Source organism: Kocuria nitroreducens (assembly GCF_042879195.1).
In the GTDB taxonomy this organism is placed as follows: domain Bacteria; phylum Actinomycetota; class Actinomycetes; order Actinomycetales; family Micrococcaceae; genus Kocuria; species Kocuria nitroreducens.
Window position 1 is genome coordinate 42,805 of sequence record NZ_JBHZTC010000007.1, and the last position, 21,421, is coordinate 64,225.

Below are 21,421 nucleotides of genomic sequence, written 5' to 3' on the forward strand. Positions count from 1 at the left end.
GTGGCCGGTTCAGCCCGATCGCGTCGGCGATCCCCGGGTCGCTAGGATTCACCAGCACGGTCGGCGGCGAGGTGAACTGAAGGACCAGGACCGGCAGCTCGGGATCGTGCAGACCCGGACCCTCCGGCACCGGAGGCCCGCGAAAGCCGCCCGCGCGTGGGGGCAGTCGGTGCAGACCACGACCTCGAAGTCGGCACCGTGGCGACGGCGCAGCTCGCTCCCCACCGGGGCCGGCCCCGCCGCGGGACGGGGCCGCCGGAGTCCGGCTACTGGGTGGTGGCCCGGACCGCTTCCGTGAGCTGGCGCGCGGCCTGCACCACGACCTCGGCGTGCAGCCGGCCCGGCTGGCGGGTGAGCCGTTCGATCGGCCCGGAGATCGACACCGCGGCGATCACCCGGCCCGAGGGCCCGCGAACCGGCGCGGAGACGGAGGCGATGCCCGGTTCGCGCTCGCCGAGCGACTGTGCCCAGCCCCGGCGGCGCACCCCGGCCAGCACGGTCGCGGAGAACCGGGCGTGGCGCAGGCCTTCGAGCAGACGGTCGTGGTCCTCCCACGCGACGAGCACCTGCGCGGCGGAGCCCGCCTTCATCGACAGCTGCGTGCCCACCGGGATGGTGTCCCGCAGCCCGATCGGCCGCTCGGCCGACGCCACGCACACGCGCCAGTCGCCCTGTCGGCGGAAGATCTGCGCGGACTCGCCGGTGGCGTCCCGCAGGTTCATCAGGACGGGACCGGCGGCGGCGATCAAGCGGTCCTCGCCGGCCGCGGACGCCAGTTCCACGAGCCGCGAGCCGAGCACGAAGCGGCCCTGGATGTCCCGGCCCACGAACCGGTGGTGGGCTAGTGCCACGGCCAGCCGGTGCACGGTGGGACGGGCGAGTCCCGTGGCGCTGACGAGCTGGGCGAGCGTCGCCGGCCCGGCCTCGAGGGCGTCGAGGATCACCGCGGCCTTGTCGACCACACCCACCCCGCTGGGTGCCGTGGTCGAGGTCAGCGCGAGCGCCTCCCCGGTGCCCTGCCCGCCGAGCGGCGTGCCGAGGGGGGCGCCGGACGGGTCCATGTGTCCAGATGTGTCCATGCATTGATACTGCCGTCTCAGCATATGAGAAGCAAGCCCGAAAGCTGGCCCAGTGACAGCAGGGCATCGACCATGGAAGAAACACGTCGCACAGGCAGCACGGAAGGATCCGCCATGCCGGACTACCAGTCCTCCACCCCCTCCACGACCTCCGCCACGGCCTCCGGGGCCGCGGACGGGCGCACCCTCGCCGAGAAGGTCTGGGCGGACCACCTCGTGCGTCAGGGTGAGGACGGGCGGCCGGACCTGCTCTACATCGACCTCCACCTGCTCCACGAGGTCACCTCGCCGCAGGCCTTCGAGGGACTGCGCCTGGCGGGCCGCCCCCTGCGCCGTCCCGAGCTCACGATCGCCACGGAGGACCACAACACACCCACGCAGGACATCTTCTCCCGCATCGCCGACGACACCTCCCGCAAGCAGATCGAGACCCTCCGGGCCAACTGCGCCGAGTTCGGCGTGCGCCTGCACCCGCTCGGGGACGCCGAGCAGGGCATCGTGCACGTGGTCGGCCCCCAGCTGGGCCTCACGCAGCCCGGGATGACGGTGGTCTGCGGTGACTCCCACACCTCCACCCACGGCGCGTTCGGCGCGCTGGCCTTCGGCATCGGCACCTCCGAGGTCGAGCACGTGATGGCCACCCAGACGCTGCCGCTCGCCCCGTTCCGGACCATGGCCATCAACGTCGAGGGCACACTGCGCCCGGGGGTGTCCGCCAAGGACATCATCCTCGCCGTGATCGCGAAGATCGGCACGGGCGGCGGACAGGGCTACGTCCTGGAGTACCGGGGTTCGGCCATCCGCGCCCTGTCCATGGAGGCCCGGATGACCATCTGCAACATGTCGATCGAGGCCGGTGCCCGCGCGGGCATGATCGCCCCCGACGACACCACCTTCGACTACGTCCGGGAGCGCCCGCACGCGCCGGAGGGCGCCGACTGGGACGCGGCCGTCGAGTACTGGCGGACCCTGCGCACCGACGAGGACGCCGTGTTCGACGCGGAGGTGTTCCTCGACGCGAACGAGCTGGAGCCGTTCGTCACCTGGGGCACCAACCCCGGCCAGGGCGTCCCGCTGTCCCAGCCCGTCCCCGATCCCGAGGACATCGGGGACGAGAACGACAAGGCCAATGCCCGCCGGGCCCTCGAGTACATGGGCCTGGCCGCCGGCACGCCGATGAAGGAGATCCCGGTGGACACCGTCTTCCTGGGCTCCTGCACCAACTCCCGGATCGAGGACCTGCGGGCGGCGGCGGAGATCGTCAAGGGCCGCGCCAAGGCCGAGAACGTGAGGATGATGGTGGTGCCCGGCTCCGCGAAGGTGCGGCTGCAGGCCGAGGCCGAGGGCCTGGACCGGGTGTTCACGGAGTTCGGCGCGGACTGGCGCTTCGCGGGCTGCTCGATGTGCCTGGGCATGAACCCGGACCAGCTCGCCCCCGGCGAGCGGTGCGCCTCGACGTCGAACCGCAACTTCGAGGGCCGGCAGGGCAAGGGCGGGCGCACCCACCTCGTCTCGCCCGTGGTGGCCGCCGCCACCGCCGTGCGCGGCACACTCTCCTCCCCGTCCGACCTCGGGCCCGCCGGCGTCCCCACGGACCTCGTGTCCACCGGCGCCTGAGCCCTCGACCCGAAGCCCAGAAAGGCCCTGCCATGGAGAAGTTCACCACCCACCGGGGTGTCGGCGTCCCGCTTCGCCAGTCCAACGTGGACACCGATCAGATCATCCCGGCCGTCTACCTCAAGCGGATCACCAAGACCGGTTTCGATGACGCCCTGTTCGCCGCGTGGCGCAAGAACGAGGACTTCGTGCTCAACCAGGAGCCCTACCGGCGCGGCTCCGTGCTGGTGGCCGGACCCGACTTCGGCACCGGCTCCTCCCGCGAGCACGCGGTGTGGGCGCTGCGCGACTACGGCTTCCAGGCCGTCATCTCCTCCCGGTTCGCGGACATCTTCCGCGGCAACTCGGGGAAGCAGGGCCTGCTGGCCGCGCAGGTGGACCAGGGGGACGTCGAGCTGCTGTGGAAGCTGATCGAGGAGCACCCCGGCACCGAGATCGAGGTCGACCTCGAGTCCCGCACCGTGACGTGCGACACGGTCACCGTGCCGTTCTCCATCGACGACTACACGCGCTGGCGCCTCATGGAGGGCCTGGACGACATCGGCCTCACCCTTCAGCGCGAGGAGGACATCGTCGCGTTCGAGGCGGGCCGTCCCGCGTTCAAGCCGACCACGCTGCCCGCCCGCACCTGACCTCGCCACGCACGGCACGGCCCGGCGGAGCCCTCAACGGCCCGCCGGGCCGTCGTGCTGTCCTGAACACGCAGGACGCCGGCCCTTGTGCGAGCGCCCGCGCCGGGGAACCTACACTGTACGGGTGCCGCTCCCGCTCGGGAGTGGCCCGGCAACAGCAGATCGGAAGGTCATGAGCAGCGCACTGCACATCACGGGCGGGATTCCCCTGTCCGGGCAGGTCACCGTGCGAGGTGCCAAGAACCTCGTCCCCAAGGCCATGGTGGCCGCCCTCCTGGGCTCGACACCGTCCGTCCTGGCGAACGTCCCTGAGATCAAGGACGTCCAGGTCGTCACCAACCTGCTGGCGCTGCACGGGGTCGACGTGGGGTGCGAGGACGGCCGGCTGTCCCTGGACCCGTCCAACGTGACCACGGCGCGGCACGCCGACATCGACGCCCACGCCGGGGACTCCCGGATCCCGATCCTGCTGTGCGGTCCCCTGCTGCACGCCATCGGCGAGGCGTTCATCCCCGACCTCGGCGGGTGCAAGATCGGCGACCGGCCCATCAACTACCACCTCGACGTGCTGCGCCACTTCGGTGCCCGGGTCGAGAAGCTGGAGTCGGGGATCCGGATGAGCGCCCCGCACGGCCTGCACGGCGCCAAGGTCGAGCTGCCCTACCCCTCGGTCGGCGCGACCGAGCAGGTGCTGCTCACCGCTACCCGGGCCGACGGCCACACCGAGCTGCGAGGTTCGGCCACCGAGCCCGAGATCATGGACCTCATCGCGATCCTGCAGAAGATGGGCGCCATCATCACCGTCCAGACCGACCGGGTGATCCGCATCGAGGGCGTCCCCGAGCTCACCGGCTACCGGCACCGGGCCATGCCCGACCGCATCGAGGCCGCATCCTGGGGCTCGGCCGCGCTCGCCACCGGCGGCGACATCTTCGTGGCCGGGGCCCGGCAGTCCGACATGATGACCTTCCTCAACACCTTTCGGAAGATCGGCGGCGGCCTGGACATCACCGAGGACGGCATCCGCTTCTACCATCCCGGCGGGGACCTCAACCCGCTCATCGTGGAGACCGACGTCCACCCGGGCTTCATGACCGACTGGCAGCAGCCGCTCGTCGTCGCCCTCACTCAGGCCAAGGGCGTGTCCATCGTCCACGAGACCGTCTACGAGAACCGCTTCGGCTTCACCGGGGCCCTCAACGGGATGGGGGCCACGATCCAGCTGCACCGCGAGTGCCTGGGCTCCGTGCCGTGCCGCTTCGGGCAGCGCAACTTTGTGCACTCGGCCGTGATCTCCGGGCCGACCCCTTTGCAGGCGTCCGAGATCAACATCCCTGACCTGCGCGGCGGCTTCTCCCATCTGATCGCGGCGATGGCGGCCGACGGGGTCTCGCACGTGACGGGCGTCGAGCTGATCAAGCGCGGCTACGAGCACTTCACCGACAAGCTGACGGGGCTCGGGGCGTCCTTCGAGCTCGACGGCGAGTGAGCCGGGCCCGCCGATGAGCCGCACCTCGAACCGCCGCCTGTTCCGCGGGCTCGCGGGCGTCGTCAGACCGGCCTACCGGCTGGTGGCCCGGCTGCGCTGGACGGGGGAGGAGCACCTGCCGGCCGAGGGCGGGTTCATCGTGGTGCCCAACCACCTCACCGAGCTCGATCCCCTGACGGTTGCCATCACGCTCTACGACAACGGGATCATGCCGCGGTTCCTGGCGAAGGAGTCGCTGTTCCGCGCTCCCGGGGTGGGGGCGGTGCTCCGGGCCACGGGCCAGGTCCCCGTGCTGCGCGGCACCGCGGACGCCGCGGCGGCGCTCACGGCCGCCCGCGCCGAGCTCGCCTCCGGCGGCGCCGTGGTGATCTACCCCGAGGGGACCCTCACCCGCGACCCCGACCGCTGGCCGATGACCGGGCACACGGGAGCCGTGCGCCTGGCCCTGGCCACCGGGGCCCCGGTGGTCCCGGTGGCGCACTGGGGGGACCAGGAGGTCCTCGACCACGACTGCTCCACCGGCCGGCGCACGGTCAGCCTCTTCCCTCGGAAGGACGTGCGCGTGCGGATCGGGCCGCCCGTGGACCTCACGCCGTGGCGGGACGACGTCCCCGACCTGACCCGTCCGGTGGGCCGGCACGCGGCACGGCTCGAGGAGGCCACCGACGCCGTCATGCACGCCGTGACCCGGGAGCTCGCGGTGCTGCGCGGGGCGGACGCACCGGCCGGCCTCTGGGACCGCCGCCGAGGAGGCCACCTGTGACGCCGCCCGGGACCGGCGCAGTGCTCCCCGACGGCCTGCCCGCCGCCGGGCCGCGCAGGATCGCCGTCCTCGGCGCCGGGTCCTGGGGCACGACCTTCGCCAAGATCCTCGCCGACAGCGCCCGGGAGTCCGCGCACGCCCGGGCCGAGCCGATCGGGCGGGCCGTGGCGCTGTGGGGACGCAGCTCGGCCGCGATGGACCACACCGCGCGCACCCGCGTCAACGACCGCTACGTCCCCGGCATCCGGCTGCCCGCGCGCCTGGAGATCACCGCCGACCTCGCCGCCGCCGTGCGCGGGGCGGACCTCGTGGTCCTCGCCGTGCCCGCCCAGTCGCTGCGCGCCCAGCTGGCCGCCGTGGCCGGGCACCTCGAGCGGGACGCGGTCGTGCTGTCCCTGGCCAAGGGTCTCGAGCGGGCCACCGGGCTGCGGATGAGCGAGGTGGTCGCCGAGGAGCTGGGGCGGGACACCGGCCGGGGCGCCCAGCACTGGCGGGCGCGCACGTGCGTGCTCTCCGGACCCAACCTGGCCATGGAGATCGCCGAGGAGCAGCCCACGGCCTCCGTCGTGGCGGCCCCCGCCACGGAACTGGCCACCTGGGTGGCGCACGCCTGCCGGACCCGCTACTTCCGTCCCTACACGAACACGGACGTGGTGGGCACCGAGATCGGCGGCGTCGTCAAGAACGTCATCGCCCTCGGCGTGGGCATCGCCGACGGCCGCCACTTCGGGGAGAACTCCAAGGCCTCCATCATCACCCGCGGGCTCGCGGAGACCACCCGGCTCGCGCTGGCCCTCGGGGGCCGGCTCGAGACCCTCTCCGGTCTCGCCGGGCTGGGGGACCTCGTGGCGACCTGCTCCTCGCCGCTGTCCCGCAACCGCACCGCGGGCCGGCTCCTCGGCCTGGGTCTCACCCCTGCGGAGGTCCAGGAGGAGATGACCCAGACCGCCGAGGGCATCAAGTCCGCCCCGGCCGTGCTCGCCCTGGCACGCCGACACGGCGTCGACATGCCCATCACCGAGGCCGTCGTGGCCATCCTCCGCGAGGAGATCACCATCGACGACGTGGCCCCGCTGCTGCTGGGCCGTGAGATCAAATCCGAAGGGACCGCCCCATGACCCCCCGCCCCTGCGTCGCCGTGCTGTTCGGCGGACGCTCCAGCGAGCACTCCATCTCCCTCATCACGGCTCGCGGAGTGCTGCGCGCCATCGACCGGGAGAAGTGGGACGTCGTGACCGTCGGCATCGCCACCTCCGGCGAGTGGTTCCTCTGCCCGCAGGCAGAGCTGGAGGCCCTGCTCGACGCGAACCCGATCGCCGAGCTGCCCGTGGGCGACGATCTCGTGAGCCTGCCGCTGAAGGTCGGGGAGAGCGAGCTCATCGTGCGCCAGGACGGTCCCTGCGGGCAGACCGTCAGCCGCGACCGGCACATCGACGTGGTGCTGCCCCTGCTGCACGGCCCCTTCGGGGAGGACGGCACCCTGCAGGGACTGCTCGAGCTCGCCGACCTGCGCTACGTGGGCTGCGGCGTCACCGCCTCCGCGGTGGGGATGGACAAGCACTTCATGAAGCTCGCCTTCGAGGCGGCCGGACTGGCGGTGGGCCCCTACACGGTGGTGACCGACCGGCAGTGGGCCCTGGACCCCCAGGGCGTGCGCGAGCGCATCGCCGCGCTGGGCTTCCCCGTGTTCGTCAAGCCCGCCCGCGCGGGGTCCTCCTTCGGCATCACGAAGGTGGGCTGCGCCGAGGAGCTGGACGCCGCGATCGAGACCGCCCGCGAGCACGACCGAAAGCTGGTGGTCGAGGCAGGGATCGCAGGACGGGAGATCGAGTGCGCCGTCCTCCAGGGCCGCGGGACCGGCGCCCCCCGGACCTCCATGCCGGGCGAGATCGAGATTGTCGACGAGCACGCGTTCTACGACTTCGAGGCGAAGTACGTCTCGCAGGCCTCCGCGAGGCTCAGCTGCCCGGCGGACCTGCCGCAGGAGGCGATCGGGACGATCCGCCGCAGCGCCGTGGCCGCCTTCGAGGCGCTGGACGGTGAGGGCCTGTGCCGTGCCGACTTCTTCTACACCGCCGACGGGCGGGTCGTCATCAACGAGATCAACACGATGCCCGGGTTCACGCCGATCTCGATGTACCCGCGGATGTGGGCCGCGTCCGGACTCGACTACGCCGAGCTGATCGACGAGCTCCTAGGCCTCGCCCTGGAACGGCCGGTGGGGCTGCGCTGAGCCGCGGCACGGCGGCAGGTGCGGGGACCCGCCCATCGGTCACGGAGCGGGCGACGCCGTGACGACGACGTTCTTGCCGACCGCGTCCTGGATGTAGCAGCTGATCAGGACGATGCGGTTCGGGACGACCTGCCAGATGTCGCTGTCCTTGAGCGTGTCCTTCTCATAGGTGGTCACCGAGTCCACCACGTAGTCGAGGGTCCCGTCCACGGTCTCGACCTCGAGCTCCTCACCGACCAGGGCCGGGTCGCTCAGCTTGTTGAAGGGCAGCTCCACCTCGTCGTAGCTGTGCCCGGCGATGTACGTGGTGTTCGTCGACCCCTCGCCGGGCATCCCGTACGGCGTGAGCCGGTAGCCGCTGTAGGTCTGCGGCGGCACGAGCGAGCCGCCTGCGAGGTCCTCGTCCGTCGGGTCGTAGGGGAGCACGTCCGCGTCGAAGCCGACGGCGTCGATCCGCAGTCCCACGGGCGCGGCTGCCACCGGCGTGTGGCCGAAGACCTCCTGGAGGATGAACCACTGGTTCATCAGCGCGATCCACAGCACCGCGGCGCCCAGCGTCACGACGGCGGCCACGCGGGCGTGCGGATCCCGGACCGCGGACCGGTCGGTGAGCGGCTGGGCCGGCAGGGTGTTCGCGGTCATGCTGTCCTTGTCGTTCAAGGGGACCGGGACGGTCCCGTCCGCAGGGCGGCACCGTCCCGGTCCGGAGCTCGGCCTCAGGCGCGGCCGAGCCGTCGGGCCCGGAGCGCCAGGGCTCCGGGCAGGGCGACCGCCGCCGCCAGCAGTGCCGTGAGCACTCCAGCGCCGGCCGGCTGATGCATCGGTGCCATCTCGAGGAACGTGTCCACGTTGAGGCCCTCGTTGACGACCGCGTCCAACGTCGCCTGTGCGGCGACCTCCCGCACCGTCGGTTCCTGCTCGACCGCGGGTGCGGCCGTCTCGAGGAGGGATGCCGTCGGTTCCTGCTCGACCGCGGGTGCGGCCGTCTCGAGGAGGGATGCCGTCGGTTCCTGCTCGACCGCGGGTGCGGCCGTCTCGAGGAGGGATGCCGTCGGTTCCTGCTCGACCGCGGGTGCGGCCGTCTCGAGGAGGGATGCCGTCGGTTCCTGCTCGACCGCGGGTGCGGCCGTCTCCAGGAGGGATGCCGTCGGTTCCTGCTCGACCGCGGGTGCGGCCGTCTGAATGGCCGGTGCCTGCTCGACAATCGGTGCCGGTGCGACGACGGGCGCCTGCTCGACGACCGGTGGCGGCGGTGCGACGACCGGTGCCGGTGCGACGACGGGCGCCTGCTCGACGACCGGTGGCGGCGGTGCGACGACCGGTGCCGGTGCGACGACGGGCGCCTGCTCGACGACCGGTGGCGGCGGTGCGACGACCGGTGCCGGTGCGACGACGGGCGCCTGCTCGACGACCGGTGGCGGCGGTGCGACGACCGGTGCCGGTGCGACGACGGGCGCCTGCTCGACGACCGGTGGCGGCGGTGCGACGACGGGCGCCTGCTCGACGACCGGCGCCAGCTCGACGACCGGCGCCAGCTGGACGACCGGTGGCGGCGGTGCGACGACCGGTGCCTCCTGGACGACCAGTGCCGGTTCCGGGACGAGCGGTGCCGGCGGTGCGGGCTCCTCGACCACCGGGGCGGCTGCGCCGGGTGGAACTCCGCCCGGCGGCGCGTCGCCCGGTGCGGCGACCGCGGCCGGGGCGCCCATGAACAGGCCCCCCACCAGCACGGTCGCCGAGGCACCGGCGACAGCCAGTTTTCTCGTAGTAGTCATGTCGATGTATCTCCTGTATCCCCTCGTCGGCCCGGGCCCACCCCAGGACCGCCAGCGTGCCGCACGACCCCACCGGTATCGTTCCCGCGCCCCCGCGCGGACGGACCCCCGTCACGTCGTGCTGCTCGTCGTCCGGCCCGGACGGATCGTGCGCCCGTCCCGCGGAGCCTGAACCCCCGGCCGAAGAACAGCTGTGCTGTTAACTATCGCCCAGTTCTTCGCATTAGCAAGGGCGAATTGCTACGTGACAGGAGGAGTCGGGGATCCTGCGCCGGCCGCAAGGGGCTGCGTCGGGCCCCGCCCGCCCTGCCTTCCGGGGGCGTCGTCGCCCGCGGTCACGGCCCGTGCGGCAGAGGACAGCACTAGTGGGGACACGGATCGGGTCGCCGCTACTGTTAACTTGCGCACATGATGGGGGCGGGACATGGTCCCACGGCGGCCGTCCGGGGGGACGGGCGCCCCGACAGGGGGAATCCGATGACGTCCGCGGTGCTCGAGGCCGAGAACCTGGTCAAGATCTACGGCCGGGGGGACACCCGCTTCGCCGCGCTGCGGGGCGTGGACCTGCGGATCCGGCACCGGGAGTCCGTGGCCGTCGTCGGGAAGTCCGGTTCCGGCAAGTCCACCCTGATGCACCTGCTCGCGCTGCTCGATGCGCCGACCCACGGCACGGTGTTCCTGGACGGCAGGCCCGCGGCGTCGATGACGGCCCGTGAGCTCAACGAGACGCGCAACGCCGCGTTCGGTTTCGTGTTCCAGCAGTTCTACCTGACCCCCGACCAAACGGTCCTGGAGAACGTGGTCCTGCCCCTGCGGATCGCCGGTGTCCGTCCCGGGGCGCGCCGGCGCCGCGCCCTGGACGTGCTGGAGCGCCTGGACGTGGCGGAGAAGGCCTCCAGCCGTGCCGCAGACCTGTCGGGCGGGCAGAAGCAGCGGGTCGCGATCGCCCGCGCCCTGGTCAACGACCCCTCCGTGATCTTCGCCGACGAGCCTACGGGCAACCTCGACTCGGCCACCGGCGCGGTGGTCCAGGACCTCCTGTTCGACCTCCACCGGGAGCGTGGCATCACCTTGGTCGTCGTCACCCACGACGAGGACCTCGCCCGGCGCTGCGGCCGCCAGGTGCACCTGCACGACGGGCTCGTCGTGGCCGCCCCTGCTCCGGCACCCGCTGTCGTTGCCGGGGCGGGCGATGGCGGGGCGGACGACGAGGTCGCCGTCGGAGCGGTCGGGGGCGTCAGATGAGATGGCCCGACCTTCTCGGCTCCGCGGTCGCCAACACCCGGCGCGCCAGGATCCGAGCCACCCTGACCGTGCTCGCCGTCTTCATCGGAGCGTTCGCCCTGACCCTCACCTCCGGCATGGGCACCGGGGTGAACCGGTACATCGACGACACCGTGGCGGCGTTCGGCGACTCCGACGCCCTCTACGTGCAGAAGTCGCAGCCTCTCATCGAGCTGTCCTCGAGCTCGGGTCCCCGGGAGTACGACCCTGACACCACACGGATCCGGACGGGGTTCGGCGTGTCCTTCGAGGGGCTGACCGCCGAGGACATCGAGGTCATCGAGGACATCGACGGGGTGCGCTCCGTGAAGCCGATGTACTCCGTGGCCCCCACCTACCTGAAGGCCGCCGACGGCAGCCGGTTCCAGCTCTCCCCGGGGATCCCCGTCGACGCCGTGGGCCTGCAGATGGTGGCCGGCGGAGCCCCGGCCGCCGGGCGGGACGAGATCGTCGTGCCCGACAGCTGGGTCGCCGACCTCGGCTTCGCCTCCGCGCGGGAGGCCGTCGGAGGCCGTGTCGACGTGGTCATGACCAACATGGCGGAGCAGGACCGGGCGTTCCCGGCCACGATCTCCGGCGTGACGCAGGCCAGCCTCGTCGGAACCTCCCTGAACCCCATCCCGTCGGACTCCTTCAACGAGCGGCTCTACGACTACCAGGTCAGCGGCGCCCCGGAGGTGGTCCCCGAGAGCTTCGCGATGGCCACGGTCACGGTCGAGGACATGGCCCGGGCCCCGGGGATCCAGGCGCGGCTGGAGGACCACGACATGCTCGGGCTGACGGTCGAGGACCAGCTCGGCATGTTCCGCGCCGTCATCAACGCCATCGTGTGGATCCTCAACGCCTGCGCCGTCATCGCCCTCGTGGCCGCTGGGCTCGGCATCGTCAACACGCTGCTGATGTCGGTGCAGGAGCGGACCCGCGAGATCGGCCTCATGAAGGCCATGGGCATGAGCGGGGGCAGGGTCTTCGGACTGTTCTCCCTCGAGGCTGTCTTCATCGGGTTCCTCGGGGCGGTCGTCGGCGCCGTCACGGGCGTCGTCGGCGGTTCCGCCCTGAGCGGGGCGCTGGCCAACGGGTTCCTGTCCGGGCTGCCGGGGCTGTCGCTGTTCGCGTTCGAGTCGTGGCGGGTGGCGCTGATCGTGCTGTCGGTCATGGGGATCGCGTTCCTGGCCGGGACGATCCCCGCCGTCCGGGCCGCACGGAAGGATCCCATCGCCTCGCTGCGCCACGAGTGACCGGGCGGAACCCGGCAGGGTGCCGTGCCGGGGGCGTCAGCTCTCGCACTCGATGCAGTACCGGGCGCCGTCCTTCTCGCGGGCGAGCTGGCTGCGATGGCGGACCAGGAAGCAGGACATGCAGGTGAACTCGTCGTCCTGCTCGGGCACCACCTGGATGAGCAGCTCCTCCTGGGACAGGTCCGCCCCGGGCAGGTCGATGCCCTCCGCAGTGTCCGAGTCGTCGACATCGATCGCCGGGCTCTGCGCGGTGGCGCTGCGCTGCGCCTGGATCACCTCGAGGGACTCGTTGGCGGGCTCGTCCTCGGGCTTGACGCGGGGCTCGTCGTAATCGGTTGCCACGGATGTGTCTCCTTCTGGAAGTGGTGCGCTCGCGTGCGTGTCCACGCCACAACCCGGCGGGGCATGGGCCTATTCCCGAGCTCCCGGCGCGGCGCGGCCCAGGCGCGGCGGCACCCGCCTAGCCTCCGGGTCACAGACCCTCCACGGTGTCCTGGAGGTCGAGGCACCGGCGCTCGGCGGGGATCTGCTCCACGGCGGAGCCCAGCTCCACGAGCAGGGTGGAGGACGCCACGGCGGTGCTGTCGAAGACCACCTCGACCGCCGGGTCCCGGCCGTAGGTCGTGGCGGTCCACGTGCTCCCGTCCTCGTCCCGGCGGATCAGCCAGTCGACGTCGTTGACGGAGGAGCAGGCGTCCGTGGTGGGCCCCGGCGGTGTCACGCCGCACCGCACGACCGCCGCCGTGGGATCGCCGTAGGCCGTGGTGGCCTGGCTCGTGGTCTCGCGCCGGTCGTGCTCTCCCACGGTCTCCGGCATGGCCAGCAGCGCCGGGGCGCACCCCGGGTCGGCGGCGTTCTCGGCGGGGTCCACGGTGACGGCGGGGGAGCACCCCGCCAGGACCGCCACCAGGGCGCCCGCCCCCAGCACGGCACGGACGGGTCGGGACAGGAGGGGCGAGGGCATGCCCCCAGCGTAATCCTCGACCAGCCCCGTTCCCGCGTCCGGGGCCGTCGTTAGGATGATCGCCATGACCCGACCCCCAGCGGAGCAGCCCCCCGTGCCCGATGCCCCGCCCGGGCAGGGCCCCACCGTCGGGGAGCTCTCCGAGGCCGAGCTGCTCGAGCGCGTGCTCCCGCTGCTCCTGCGTCCCGCCGCCTCGCGTCCCGGAGCGGACCAGGTGCTGCTCGGCCCCGGCGACGACTGCGCCGTGGTCGCGGCCCCGGACGGGCGGTACGTGATCACCACGGACACCCAGGTGCAGGACCAGGACTTCCGGCTCGCCTGGGCCGGCGGCGTCGTCACGACCGGCTACGACACCGGGGTGAAGTGCGCGGCGCAGAACCTCGCCGACGTCGCCGCGATGGGCGCCGTCCCCTCGGCCGTCGTCGTCTCGCTCACCCTGCCGCCCGGGACGCCCGTGTCCTGGCCCCAGGACTTCGCCCGCGGCCTGGTGGCCGGGTTCGCGGCCATGGGAGCGGACCGCTGCGCCGTGGTCGGCGGGGACCTGGGCGCCGGACGGGAGCTGTCGGTCACGGCCACTGTGACGGGCGACCTCGAGGGCCGCGACCCGGTGCGCCGGTCCGGGGCGGGGGAGGGCGGCACGGTGGCGCTCGCCGGGACCACCGGGCGGGCGGCCGCGGGCGTGGCGCTGCTCGAGGACCGCCGGTACCGGGCCGGCCAGGACGAGATCCTGGACGGGCTCGCGGCCGCGCAGCTGCGGCCGTGCGCTCCCGTGCCCGCCGGTCCCGCGGCCGCCCGCGCCGGGGCCACCGCGATGATCGACCTCTCCGACGGCCTGCTCCGCGACGCCGGGAGGGTCGCGACCGCCAGCGGCGTCGTCGTCGACCTCGACGGCGCGGCCGTGGCCGACCTCGCCGAGCCCCTCCGCCCGGCCGCCCGTCTCCTCGGGGCGGACGCCCGCGACTGGGTCCTGACCGGGGGCGAGGACCACGGGCTGCTCGCCGTGTTCCCACAGGGCGTGCCGCTGCCCGGCACGTTCCGTGCGATAGGCTCATGTGCGCCCGCGCCCCCCGCGCACGACGACACCCTCCCGCGGGTGCTGCTCGACGGACGAGCGCCGTACCTCGCTCTCGGGCACCCGGTCGGCGAAGGATGGGATCACTTTGAACCATAGGATCGGATCGAACGCGGCCGTCATGCGGCGGTGGCTCGACCTGGCCCACCGTGATCTCGTGCGCCACAGCCCCGTCCTCAACGCCCTCAACGTCTTCCCGGTCGCGGACGCCGACACCGGGACCAACCTCGCAACCACCGTGCGCGCCGCCGCCGAGGCCGCCTCCGTGCTCGAGACCGGCGACGTCGGGGAGCTGCTCTCCCTCGCCGGCCAGGCCGCTCTCGAGGAGGCCCGCGGCAACTCGGGCACCCTGTTCTCCGTCTTCCTCACCGCCGTCGGACGCTCCCTCGAGGGAAGCACCAGGATGACCGCCGAGTCCGTGCGGCTGGCCCTCCACGCCGGTCACGTGCGCGCCTGGAGCGTCCTGACCGACCCCGTGGACGGGACCATGCTCTCCGTCCTGGAGGCGGCCGCCGCCGTCCCCGTGCCGCAGGGCGTGGAGGACGGGTCCAACCAGCAGCTGAAGGAGTTCCTGGCCGGCGTCAGCACCGCCGCACGCGCCGCGGTCCTGGTCACCCCGGACCAGCTCGAGATCCTCCGCGAGACCGGCACGGTCGACGCCGGCGCGCTCGGCATGCTCGTGGTCTTCGACGCGCTGGCCCGCACCGTGGGGGGCGACGACGCCGGCGACGAGAACGCCCTCGACGCGCTGATCGACGCCGCCGAGGCCCGGGCTGCCGGCGCCGAGGACGCCCCGCACGCCGTGCACGGCGGCGTGGAGGTGATGTGCACGGTGGAGCTGACCCCGCTGGACGCCGCGGAGCTGCGCCACGAGCTCAGCGAGGTGGGCACCAGCGTGATCATGAGCGCGGTGACCGAGACGGGGGACGGCTACCGGTGGCGCGTCCACGTCCACGTGCCGCGGCCCGAGGACGCCCTCACGGTGATCGGCGCCCGCGGCAAGGCCGTCAACCTCACGGTGACGTCCCTCTCGGAGGCGGACGGATGAGGCACGACTGAGATGGCGCGATCCCAGGGCGGCGGGGCGTTCCCCGACCCGGTCTCCGAGCTGGACCAGCCGCTGGCCCGGCTGCTGGGCCGCACCACGGCCGACCAGCTGGCCCGGCAGCTCTCAGTGTCCACGATCGGGCAGCTGCTCGACCACTTCCCCCGCCGGTACATGCCGCGGGGCGAGCTCACCCCGTTCTCGGAGCTGCGCTTCGACCAGCAGGTGACCATCGTGGCGGAGGTCGTGCACGCCTCCACCCGGCAGATGCGCTCCCGCCGCGGGTCCATCACGGACGTGGTGATCACCGACCGTGCCTCCTCCGACCCGCTGCGGCTCTTCGCGGACGACGACCCCGGCCCGGGCCGGACGATGCGGCTCAGCTTCTTCAACGCCTGGACCGCCGCCCGGGATCTGCCCCCGGGCACGCACGCCCTGTTCTCCGGGAAGGTCGGGGTGTACAACGGCGCCGTGACCATGACCAACCCGCACTACGCGATCCTCGACCCGGACGCCCCGGAGGCCGGGGAGACCGCCGAGGAGCGCGCGGGCCGGCCCATTCCCATCTACCCGGCCACGGCCAAGCTGACCACGGACAAGATCGCCCGCGCCGTGCACTCGCTGCTGCCCATCGTGGACTTCGGGGCGGTCCCGGACCCGCTGCCGGACGGGATCCGGGAGCGGGAGGGGCTCATGGGCCTCGAGGAGGCGTACTGGCAGGTCCACCGCCCCCGGGACACCCGCGCCCACGGGGAGGCGCGGCGCCGGTTCCGCTACCAGGAGGCGTTCCTGCTCCAGTGCGCCCTGGCCCGCCGCCGCGCCGAGCTCGCCGCGCACCCCACCACCGCCCGGCCGGGCGCCCCCGACGGGATGCTCGCCCAGTTCGACGCCGGGCTGCCGTTCGAGCTCACCGCCGGGCAGCGCACCGTGGGGGAGGAGCTCGCCGCGGAGCTCGCCGGCACCCACCCCATGAACCGGCTGCTGCAGGGCGACGTCGGCTCGGGCAAGACGCTCGTGGCCCTGCGCGCTATGCTGCAGGTCGTCGACTCCGGGGCGCAGGCCGCGCTGCTGGCCCCCACCGAGGTCCTCGCCGCCCAGCACCACGGCTCCGTGGTGCGCTCCCTGGGCCCGCTCGCGCAGGCCGGCCTGCTCGGCGGGGACCCGGACGGCACGCAGGTCGTGCTGCTCACGGGGTCGATGGGCGCCGCGGCGCGCAAGCGGGCCCTGCTGCGGATCGCGTCGGGGGAGGCCGGGATCGTCATCGGCACCCACGCCCTGCTCTCGGAGGTCGTCCAGTTCGCCGACCTCGGGCTGGTGGTGGTGGACGAGCAGCACCGCTTCGGCGTCGAGCAGCGCGACCGGCTGCGGGACAAGGCCGGGTGCCCCCCGCACCTGCTGGTGATGACCGCCACCCCCATCCCGCGCACCGTGGCGATGACCGTCTTCGGGGACCTGGACGTCTCCGTCCTCGACCAGCTCCCGGCGGGACGACAGCCGATCGCCACCCACACCGTGGGGCTCGTGGAGCACCCGGGCTGGGAGCGGCGCCTGTGGCGGCGCGCCCGGGAGGAGATCGACGCGGGCCGCCAGGTCTACGTGGTCGCGCCCAAGATCGGCGACGACGACGACGAGCCCCGGCCCCACGCCTCCCTCGCGGAGTCGGCCCTCGCCGCGGCCGCCGACGACGAGGAGACCGAGGCGCCGATGGCGTCCGTCACCTGGCTCGCGGAGGTCGTCGCCGCCGAGCCCGTTCTGGCGGGCGTGCGCGCCGAGGTGCTGCACGGCCGGCTCGACACGGACCGCAAGTCCCGCCTCATGGAGGAGTTCGCGGCGGGGGGCGTACAGCTGCTCGTGTGCACCACCGTGGTCGAGGTCGGCGTGGACGTGCCCAACGCCACGCTGATGATCATCGTCGACGCCGACCGGTTCGGCATCTCCCAGCTGCACCAGCTGCGCGGCCGGATCGGGCGCGGGGGGCACGCCGGGACGTGCCTGCTCGTCACCCGGCGCCCCGCCGAGCACCCGTCGCGGGAGCGGATCGAGGTGGTGGCCGGTTCCACGGACGGCTTCGAGCTGGCCCGGGCGGACCTCGAGCTGCGGCGTGAGGGCGACATCCTCGGGGCCGCCCAGTCCGGCGGCCGCTCGACCCTGCGCCTGCTGCGGGCCCTCGACGACGCCGAGCTCATCGAACGTGCCCGCCGGGACGCCGTGACGATCCTGGGCGAGGACCCGCAGCTGCTCGAGCACCCCGAGCTGGCCGAGGCCATCGAGCGCTACCTCGACCCGGACGCCGAGGCGTTCCTGGACCGGGGCTGAGCCGAGTGCCGCGGAGCCGCGCCCCGCAGAGGCCTGCACCACCGGGCCCCGTGCCGCAGTGGGCGGGGCCGCCGAGCCCTCGAGAGGAGCACGCGTGAGCAGGATCATCGCCGGGGCCGCCGGAGGACTGCGCTTGCAGTCCGTGCCGGGCCGCGACACCCGGCCCACGACCGACCGGGTCAAGGAGTCGCTCTTCGCGCGGCTCGAGGCGTGGGGCATGCTCCGGGACGCCCGGGTCCTCGACCTGTTCGCGGGCTCAGGGGCCCTCGGCTGCGAGGCCGCGAGCCGCGGCGCGGCCGCCGTGACTCTCGTGGAGCGGCACGCGGGGGCGGCGCGGGTGTGCCGCGCGAACGCCGGCACGGTGCACCGGGGCCTCGGGCGCGACGACGTCGTCGAGGTCCGGCACGGGGCGGTGGCCGCCTACCTTGCGGATCCCACCGAGGGGCCGTGGGACCTGGTGCTGGCCGACCCGCCCTACCCGCTCCCGGAGGCGGAGCTCGCCGCGGTCCTCGTCCCGCTCGTGGGCCGGCTGCGGGAGGGCGGGGTGCTCGTGGTCGAGCGCTCCACCCGGTCCCCGGAGCCCGTCTGGCCGGCCGGGCTCCGCCGCTTCGAGCAGAAGCGGCACGGGGAGACCACCATGTGGTTCGCCGAGTCGGACGTCACATCCCCGTCACCGCCCGGCGCGCCGGACTGACACCTGCGCCGCTGCGCGCACCCGGTTTGACAAGATTCGACAGGCAGCATCGAGCACGGGCCCCGGCCCGGGAGAGACGGAGGACGTCCATGAGGATCACGGTTCTGGGAACGGGCTACCTGGGGGCCACGCACGCCGCGTCGATGGCGGAGATGGGCTTCGAGGTGCTGGGGCTGGACGTGGACCCGGAGAAGGTCGACGCCCTGTCCCGCGGCGAGTTGCCCTTTCACGAGCCGGGCCTGGGCGAGCTGCTGCGCAAGCACGTGGGCACCGGCCGGCTGCGCTTCACCACCAGCTACGAGGAGGCCGGCGCCTTCGGTGACGTCCACTTCGTCGGGGTCGGGACCCCGCAGCGGGCCGGCAGCTTCGCGGCGGACATGCGCTACGTCGACGCCGCCGTCGGCTCGATCGCCGCGGCCGCCACGAAGGACTGCGTGATCGCGGGCAAGTCCACGGTCCCCGTGGGCTCGGCCCGCCGCCTGGCCGACCTGGCGAAGGCCTCCGCCCGTCCCGGGGTGGACGTGGCCCTGGTGTGGAACCCCGAGTTCCTGCGCGAGGGCTACGCCGTGGAGGACACCCTGACCCCGGACCGGATGGTGCTGGGCGCCGAGGAGCCGGCCGCGGAGGCCGTGATGCGCCGGGTCTACGCCCGGCAGCTGGAGGCCGGCGTCCCGCTGATCGTCACCGACTACGAGACCGCCGAGCTCGTGAAGGTCGCGGCCAACGCCTTCCTGGCCACCAAGATCTCCTTCATCAACGCCCTGTCCGAGCTTACCGAGGCGGTGGGCGGCGACATCCGCACCCTGGCCGACGCGATCGGCCTCGACGAGCGGATCGGGCGCAAGTTCCTCAACGCCGGCGTCGGTTTCGGCGGCGGCTGCCTGCCGAAGGACATCCGCGCCCTGCGGGCGAGGGCCGCCGAGCTCGGGGTGGAGCAGTCGGTGCGCTTCCTCGCCGAGGTCGACGACATCAACGTCCGCCGCCGGGGCCACACGGTGGAGACGGTCACCCAGATGCTGGGCGGCTCCGTGGTGGGCCGGCAGGTCGCCGTGCTCGGCGCGGCCTTCAAGCCGGACTCCGACGACGTGCGCGACTCCCCGGCCCTCGACATCGCCGCCCGGCTGCACTCGATCGGCGCCGAGGTGGCCGTCTACGACCCCAAGGCCAACGCCAACGCCGCCAAGCGCTATCCCCGCCTGGACTACGTGGACTGCCTCGAGGCCGCGGTCACCGGGGCCGAGGTCGTGGTGCTGCTGACCGAGTGGCCCGAGTTTAAGGCGATGACCCCGGAGCAGCTCCACCCGCTGGTGGCCGCCCCGCAGATCCTCGACGGCCGCAACGTGCTCGACCCGGACCGCTGGACCACCGCCGGCTTCACCTACCGGGCCCTGGGCCGCCGGGCGGCCTCCGTCTGAGCCCCGTCCGGCGGGAGCCGCCCGGAACTCTGCGCCGGTGGTGCCGGGCCACGGCCGCCGCTGCCACGGCGGCCGTGCGCCTGACGGACGGGGGACTCAGTCCCCGTACTTCTCGAAGATCAGGTCGTCCGTGTTCTTGTCCAGCTGCATCGAGCTGCTGTGCTGGATGAGACGGGCCACCGTGCTCGCCTCGTCCTCCGGCACGACGAGCAGGTACTCCTCCACGCCGTCGTCGAGCGTCAGCTCGAACGTGTACGATCCGGCGCTCCCTTCGCCCTGCGTGCTGCGGATCACGTCGACGCTGGTGACGCGCCGGATGTTCTTGCCCTGTCCTGCTGGCATGGCTCCCCCTTCGGAAACATCCCTTCGGAAGGAAGCCGGCGACCGCGTGCCGGGCGGATCCGGCGAGACGGTCCGGCCTCCCACTGACGGCGGTCGTCGTCGGACCGCCCGGCACGCGGTGCCCTGGATGTCCACGGGCGCCGCGCGTCAGCTCCACGCTAGACACCTGTTCCCGCGGCGCCAAGGGTGCTGACCATATGTGACGGGCCTGGGGCAGGAGTGATGCGGCTCAGCCCGCCAGACGCTGTCCGGCCTGCTCCAGGACGTCCAGGCGCTTGCCGAACGAGAATCGCATCCAGGACGCGTACAGCCCCCGGTGCTCCGCGGAGGCGAGGGACGGCACGGGCACGCCCACCACACCGGCCCGCTCGGCCAGCACCGGCGCCAGGTGTGCGGCGTCCTCGACCCCGTACCGCTCGCACAGCCCGCCCACGTCCGCCACGACGAAGAACGTGCCCCGGGGCTCGAACGGCTCCGCGCCCGCCGCGGCCAGCCCCTGCACGAGCACGTCGCGGCGCCGCCGGAAGTCCTCCGTGAGCTGCTCGTAGAAGGCACCGGGCAGGCCCAGGGCAGTGGCCGCCCCGATCTGCAGCGGCGTGGCGGCGCTGTGCGTGAGATAGGCCTTCGTGGCGCGCACTGGGCCCACCAGGTGTGCCGGCCCGCTGACCCAGCCCACGCGCCAACCCGTGGCCGAGAAGGACTTGCCCACGGAGGAGACGGTGAGGGTCCGCCCGAAGGCCTCCGGCAGCGCCGCGAGCGGCCGGTGCGCGCCGGCGTAGCGCAGGTGCTCGTAGACCTCGTCGGTGACCACCACGCAGTCGTGCTCGGCGGCGAGGGCGGCCACGCGGGCCAGGACGGCGTCGTCGAAGACGGTCCCCGTGGGATTGTGCGGGTCGTTGAGGATGACCATGCGGGTGCGGGGCCCGAAGGCGGCGGCGAGGCGGTCGAGGTCGGGGGTGAAGCGCGGCGGCTCGAGGGGGACCGTGACCAGCCGGGCGCCCGCGAACTCCACGACGGCGCCGTAGAGGTCGTAGTGCGGCTCGAAGACCACCACCTCGTCCCCGGGGCGCAGGAACGCGAGCAGGCTCGCGGCCAGGCCCTCGGACGCGCCCACGGTCACGACGACCCCGGAGCCCGGGTCCAGGTCGATCCCGTAGAACCGGTGCTGGTGCGCGGCCACGGCCTCCTGCAGCAGCGGCAACCCCGCGACCGGGGAGTACTGGTTGCCGCCGCCGTGCAGCGCGGCCGTCGCGGCGTCGAGCATCTCCTGCGGCCCGTCGACGTCCGGGAAGCCCTGGCCCAGGTTGATGGCGCCCGTCCGCGCGGCCAGCCGTGACATCTCCTCGAAGACGGTTCCGGCGAGCTCCCCGGTGCCGGTCAGCAGACCGCCCCCGCGGGCCATGCGCCCCCACGGGGGGCCGGACAGGGGCGTGGACGGGACGGCGGCGTCGGTGGCATCCATG

At 73.3% G+C, this 21,421-nt stretch carries 20 protein-coding genes; 13 read left to right on the plus strand and 7 right to left on the minus strand.

What is annotated here, in order from left to right:
- Window positions 1-266: 266 nt before the first annotated feature.
- Complete coding sequence (locus ACFYE1_RS06240) at window positions 267-1,079, minus strand: IclR family transcriptional regulator (RefSeq protein ID WP_387741052.1); 813 nt, start codon at window positions 1,077-1,079, stop codon at window positions 267-269.
- Between the two features lie 114 nt (window positions 1,080-1,193).
- Between ACFYE1_RS06240 and leuC the strand changes: the two genes are divergently transcribed.
- The 6 genes from leuC to ACFYE1_RS06270 all read left to right on the plus strand — a co-directional run bounded on the left by leuC (window position 1,194) and on the right by ACFYE1_RS06270 (window position 7,813).
- Window positions 1,194-2,696, plus strand: a complete 1,503-nt coding sequence (gene leuC / locus ACFYE1_RS06245) for a 3-isopropylmalate dehydratase large subunit (RefSeq protein ID WP_387741054.1) — start codon at window positions 1,194-1,196, stop codon at window positions 2,694-2,696.
- Between the two features lie 32 nt (window positions 2,697-2,728).
- On the plus strand, window positions 2,729-3,328 hold the full coding sequence (leuD, locus tag ACFYE1_RS06250; RefSeq protein ID WP_387741056.1) for a 3-isopropylmalate dehydratase small subunit: 600 nt from the start codon (window positions 2,729-2,731) through the stop codon (window positions 3,326-3,328).
- Between the two features lie 172 nt (window positions 3,329-3,500).
- Complete coding sequence (gene murA / locus ACFYE1_RS06255) at window positions 3,501-4,817, plus strand: UDP-N-acetylglucosamine 1-carboxyvinyltransferase (protein WP_387741058.1); 1,317 nt, start codon at window positions 3,501-3,503, stop codon at window positions 4,815-4,817.
- A gap of 13 nt (window positions 4,818-4,830) precedes the next feature.
- The gene (locus ACFYE1_RS06260; RefSeq protein WP_387741060.1) at window positions 4,831-5,580 is read left to right on the plus strand and encodes a lysophospholipid acyltransferase family protein; all 750 of its coding nucleotides are present in this window, start codon (window positions 4,831-4,833) and stop codon (window positions 5,578-5,580) included.
- Window positions 5,577-6,698 (plus strand): NAD(P)H-dependent glycerol-3-phosphate dehydrogenase, encoded by a 1,122-nt coding sequence (locus ACFYE1_RS06265; RefSeq protein WP_387741062.1) that lies wholly within the window; start codon window positions 5,577-5,579, stop codon window positions 6,696-6,698. The genes ACFYE1_RS06260 and ACFYE1_RS06265 overlap by 4 nt, the downstream gene beginning before the upstream one ends.
- Entirely contained in the window at window positions 6,695-7,813 is a 1,119-nt protein-coding gene (locus ACFYE1_RS06270; RefSeq protein WP_387741063.1) for a D-alanine--D-alanine ligase family protein, read from the plus strand. Before ACFYE1_RS06265 ends, ACFYE1_RS06270 begins: the two co-directional genes overlap by 4 nt.
- Before the next feature lie 39 nt (window positions 7,814-7,852).
- Here ACFYE1_RS06270 and ACFYE1_RS06275 read toward each other — a convergent pair whose 3' ends face one another.
- Window positions 7,853-8,455 (minus strand): class F sortase, encoded by a 603-nt coding sequence (locus ACFYE1_RS06275; RefSeq protein WP_387741065.1) that lies wholly within the window; start codon window positions 8,453-8,455, stop codon window positions 7,853-7,855.
- Window positions 8,456-8,529: 74 nt separating this feature from the next.
- A complete protein-coding gene (locus ACFYE1_RS06280) occupies window positions 8,530-9,588 on the minus strand; it encodes a hypothetical protein (protein ID WP_387741067.1) in 1,059 nt (352 codons plus the stop codon).
- Window positions 9,589-10,065: 477 nt separating this feature from the next.
- Between ACFYE1_RS06280 and ACFYE1_RS06285 the strand changes: the two genes are divergently transcribed.
- Complete coding sequence (locus ACFYE1_RS06285) at window positions 10,066-10,833, plus strand: ABC transporter ATP-binding protein (RefSeq protein ID WP_387741069.1); 768 nt, start codon at window positions 10,066-10,068, stop codon at window positions 10,831-10,833.
- Window positions 10,830-12,110: an ABC transporter permease gene (locus ACFYE1_RS06290; RefSeq protein ID WP_387741071.1), complete on the plus strand. Its 1,281-nt coding sequence runs from the start codon at window positions 10,830-10,832 to the stop codon at window positions 12,108-12,110. Before ACFYE1_RS06285 ends, ACFYE1_RS06290 begins: the two co-directional genes overlap by 4 nt.
- A gap of 36 nt (window positions 12,111-12,146) precedes the next feature.
- On the opposite strand, the gene ACFYE1_RS06295 is transcribed toward ACFYE1_RS06290, so the two are convergent.
- Both ACFYE1_RS06295 and ACFYE1_RS06300 read right to left on the minus strand, forming a co-directional pair.
- Window positions 12,147-12,452 carry a DUF4193 domain-containing protein gene (locus ACFYE1_RS06295; RefSeq protein ID WP_387741073.1) on the minus strand — a complete coding sequence of 102 codons (306 nt, stop codon included), beginning with the start codon at window positions 12,450-12,452 and terminating at the stop codon, window positions 12,147-12,149.
- Window positions 12,453-12,582: 130 nt separating this feature from the next.
- The gene (locus tag ACFYE1_RS06300; protein WP_387741074.1) at window positions 12,583-13,074 is read right to left on the minus strand and encodes a DUF3515 family protein; all 492 of its coding nucleotides are present in this window, start codon (window positions 13,072-13,074) and stop codon (window positions 12,583-12,585) included.
- Between the two features lie 64 nt (window positions 13,075-13,138).
- Here ACFYE1_RS06300 and thiL point away from each other — a divergent pair, with 64 nt between their 5' ends.
- From thiL to ACFYE1_RS06325, 5 genes are all read left to right on the plus strand, one after another.
- Window positions 13,139-14,245, plus strand: coding sequence for a thiamine-phosphate kinase (gene thiL, locus ACFYE1_RS06305; RefSeq protein ID WP_387741075.1), 1,107 nt, complete (start codon window positions 13,139-13,141; stop codon window positions 14,243-14,245).
- Complete coding sequence (locus ACFYE1_RS06310; protein WP_387741076.1) at window positions 14,235-15,194, plus strand: DAK2 domain-containing protein; 960 nt, start codon at window positions 14,235-14,237, stop codon at window positions 15,192-15,194. The genes thiL and ACFYE1_RS06310 overlap by 11 nt, the downstream gene beginning before the upstream one ends.
- 12 nt (window positions 15,195-15,206) lie before the next feature.
- Entirely contained in the window at window positions 15,207-17,507 is a 2,301-nt protein-coding gene (locus ACFYE1_RS06315) for an ATP-dependent DNA helicase RecG (protein ID WP_387741077.1), read from the plus strand.
- Window positions 17,508-17,601: 94 nt separating this feature from the next.
- Window positions 17,602-18,201 carry a 16S rRNA (guanine(966)-N(2))-methyltransferase RsmD gene (gene rsmD, locus ACFYE1_RS06320; RefSeq protein ID WP_387741079.1) on the plus strand — a complete coding sequence of 200 codons (600 nt, stop codon included), beginning with the start codon at window positions 17,602-17,604 and terminating at the stop codon, window positions 18,199-18,201.
- Window positions 18,202-18,290: 89 nt separating this feature from the next.
- Window positions 18,291-19,616 (plus strand): UDP-glucose dehydrogenase family protein, encoded by a 1,326-nt coding sequence (locus ACFYE1_RS06325; RefSeq protein ID WP_387741081.1) that lies wholly within the window; start codon window positions 18,291-18,293, stop codon window positions 19,614-19,616.
- 96 nt (window positions 19,617-19,712) lie between these two features.
- On the opposite strand, the gene ACFYE1_RS06330 is transcribed toward ACFYE1_RS06325, so the two are convergent.
- Both ACFYE1_RS06330 and ACFYE1_RS06335 read right to left on the minus strand, forming a co-directional pair.
- On the minus strand, window positions 19,713-19,958 hold the full coding sequence (locus ACFYE1_RS06330) for a hypothetical protein (RefSeq protein WP_344123277.1): 246 nt from the start codon (window positions 19,956-19,958) through the stop codon (window positions 19,713-19,715).
- Window positions 19,959-20,187: 229 nt separating this feature from the next.
- Entirely contained in the window at window positions 20,188-21,420 is a 1,233-nt protein-coding gene (locus ACFYE1_RS06335; protein ID WP_387741083.1) for an aminotransferase class I/II-fold pyridoxal phosphate-dependent enzyme, read from the minus strand.
- Window position 21,421 lies beyond the last annotated feature (1 nt).

What these genes read in the sequence shown, in the direction of transcription:
- leuD (WP_387741056.1), top strand. Translation starts at nt 2,729, where the DNA reads ATGGAGAAGTTCACCACCCACCGGGGTGTCGGCGTCCCGCTTCGCCAG.
- ACFYE1_RS06335 (WP_387741083.1), bottom strand. Translation starts at nt 21,420, where the DNA reads ATGGATGCCACCGACGCCGCCGTCCCGTCCACGCCCCTGTCCGGCCCC.
- ACFYE1_RS06325 (WP_387741081.1), top strand. Translation starts at nt 18,291, where the DNA reads ATGAGGATCACGGTTCTGGGAACGGGCTACCTGGGGGCCACGCACGCC.
- murA (WP_387741058.1), top strand. Translation starts at nt 3,501, where the DNA reads ATGAGCAGCGCACTGCACATCACGGGCGGGATTCCCCTGTCCGGGCAG.
- thiL (WP_387741075.1), top strand. Translation starts at nt 13,139, where the DNA reads ATGACCCGACCCCCAGCGGAGCAGCCCCCCGTGCCCGATGCCCCGCCC.
- ACFYE1_RS06270 (WP_387741063.1), top strand. Translation starts at nt 6,695, where the DNA reads ATGACCCCCCGCCCCTGCGTCGCCGTGCTGTTCGGCGGACGCTCCAGC.
- leuC (WP_387741054.1), top strand. Translation starts at nt 1,194, where the DNA reads ATGCCGGACTACCAGTCCTCCACCCCCTCCACGACCTCCGCCACGGCC.
- ACFYE1_RS06285 (WP_387741069.1), top strand. Translation starts at nt 10,066, where the DNA reads ATGACGTCCGCGGTGCTCGAGGCCGAGAACCTGGTCAAGATCTACGGC.
- ACFYE1_RS06300 (WP_387741074.1), bottom strand. Translation starts at nt 13,074, where the DNA reads ATGCCCTCGCCCCTCCTGTCCCGACCCGTCCGTGCCGTGCTGGGGGCG.
- ACFYE1_RS06275 (WP_387741065.1), bottom strand. Translation starts at nt 8,455, where the DNA reads ATGACCGCGAACACCCTGCCGGCCCAGCCGCTCACCGACCGGTCCGCG.
- ACFYE1_RS06290 (WP_387741071.1), top strand. Translation starts at nt 10,830, where the DNA reads ATGAGATGGCCCGACCTTCTCGGCTCCGCGGTCGCCAACACCCGGCGC.
- ACFYE1_RS06260 (WP_387741060.1), top strand. Translation starts at nt 4,831, where the DNA reads ATGAGCCGCACCTCGAACCGCCGCCTGTTCCGCGGGCTCGCGGGCGTC.
- ACFYE1_RS06330 (WP_344123277.1), bottom strand. Translation starts at nt 19,958, where the DNA reads ATGCCAGCAGGACAGGGCAAGAACATCCGGCGCGTCACCAGCGTCGAC.
- ACFYE1_RS06315 (WP_387741077.1), top strand. Translation starts at nt 15,207, where the DNA reads ATGGCGCGATCCCAGGGCGGCGGGGCGTTCCCCGACCCGGTCTCCGAG.
- ACFYE1_RS06280 (WP_387741067.1), bottom strand. Translation starts at nt 9,588, where the DNA reads ATGACTACTACGAGAAAACTGGCTGTCGCCGGTGCCTCGGCGACCGTG.
- ACFYE1_RS06240 (WP_387741052.1), bottom strand. Translation starts at nt 1,079, where the DNA reads ATGGACACATCTGGACACATGGACCCGTCCGGCGCCCCCCTCGGCACG.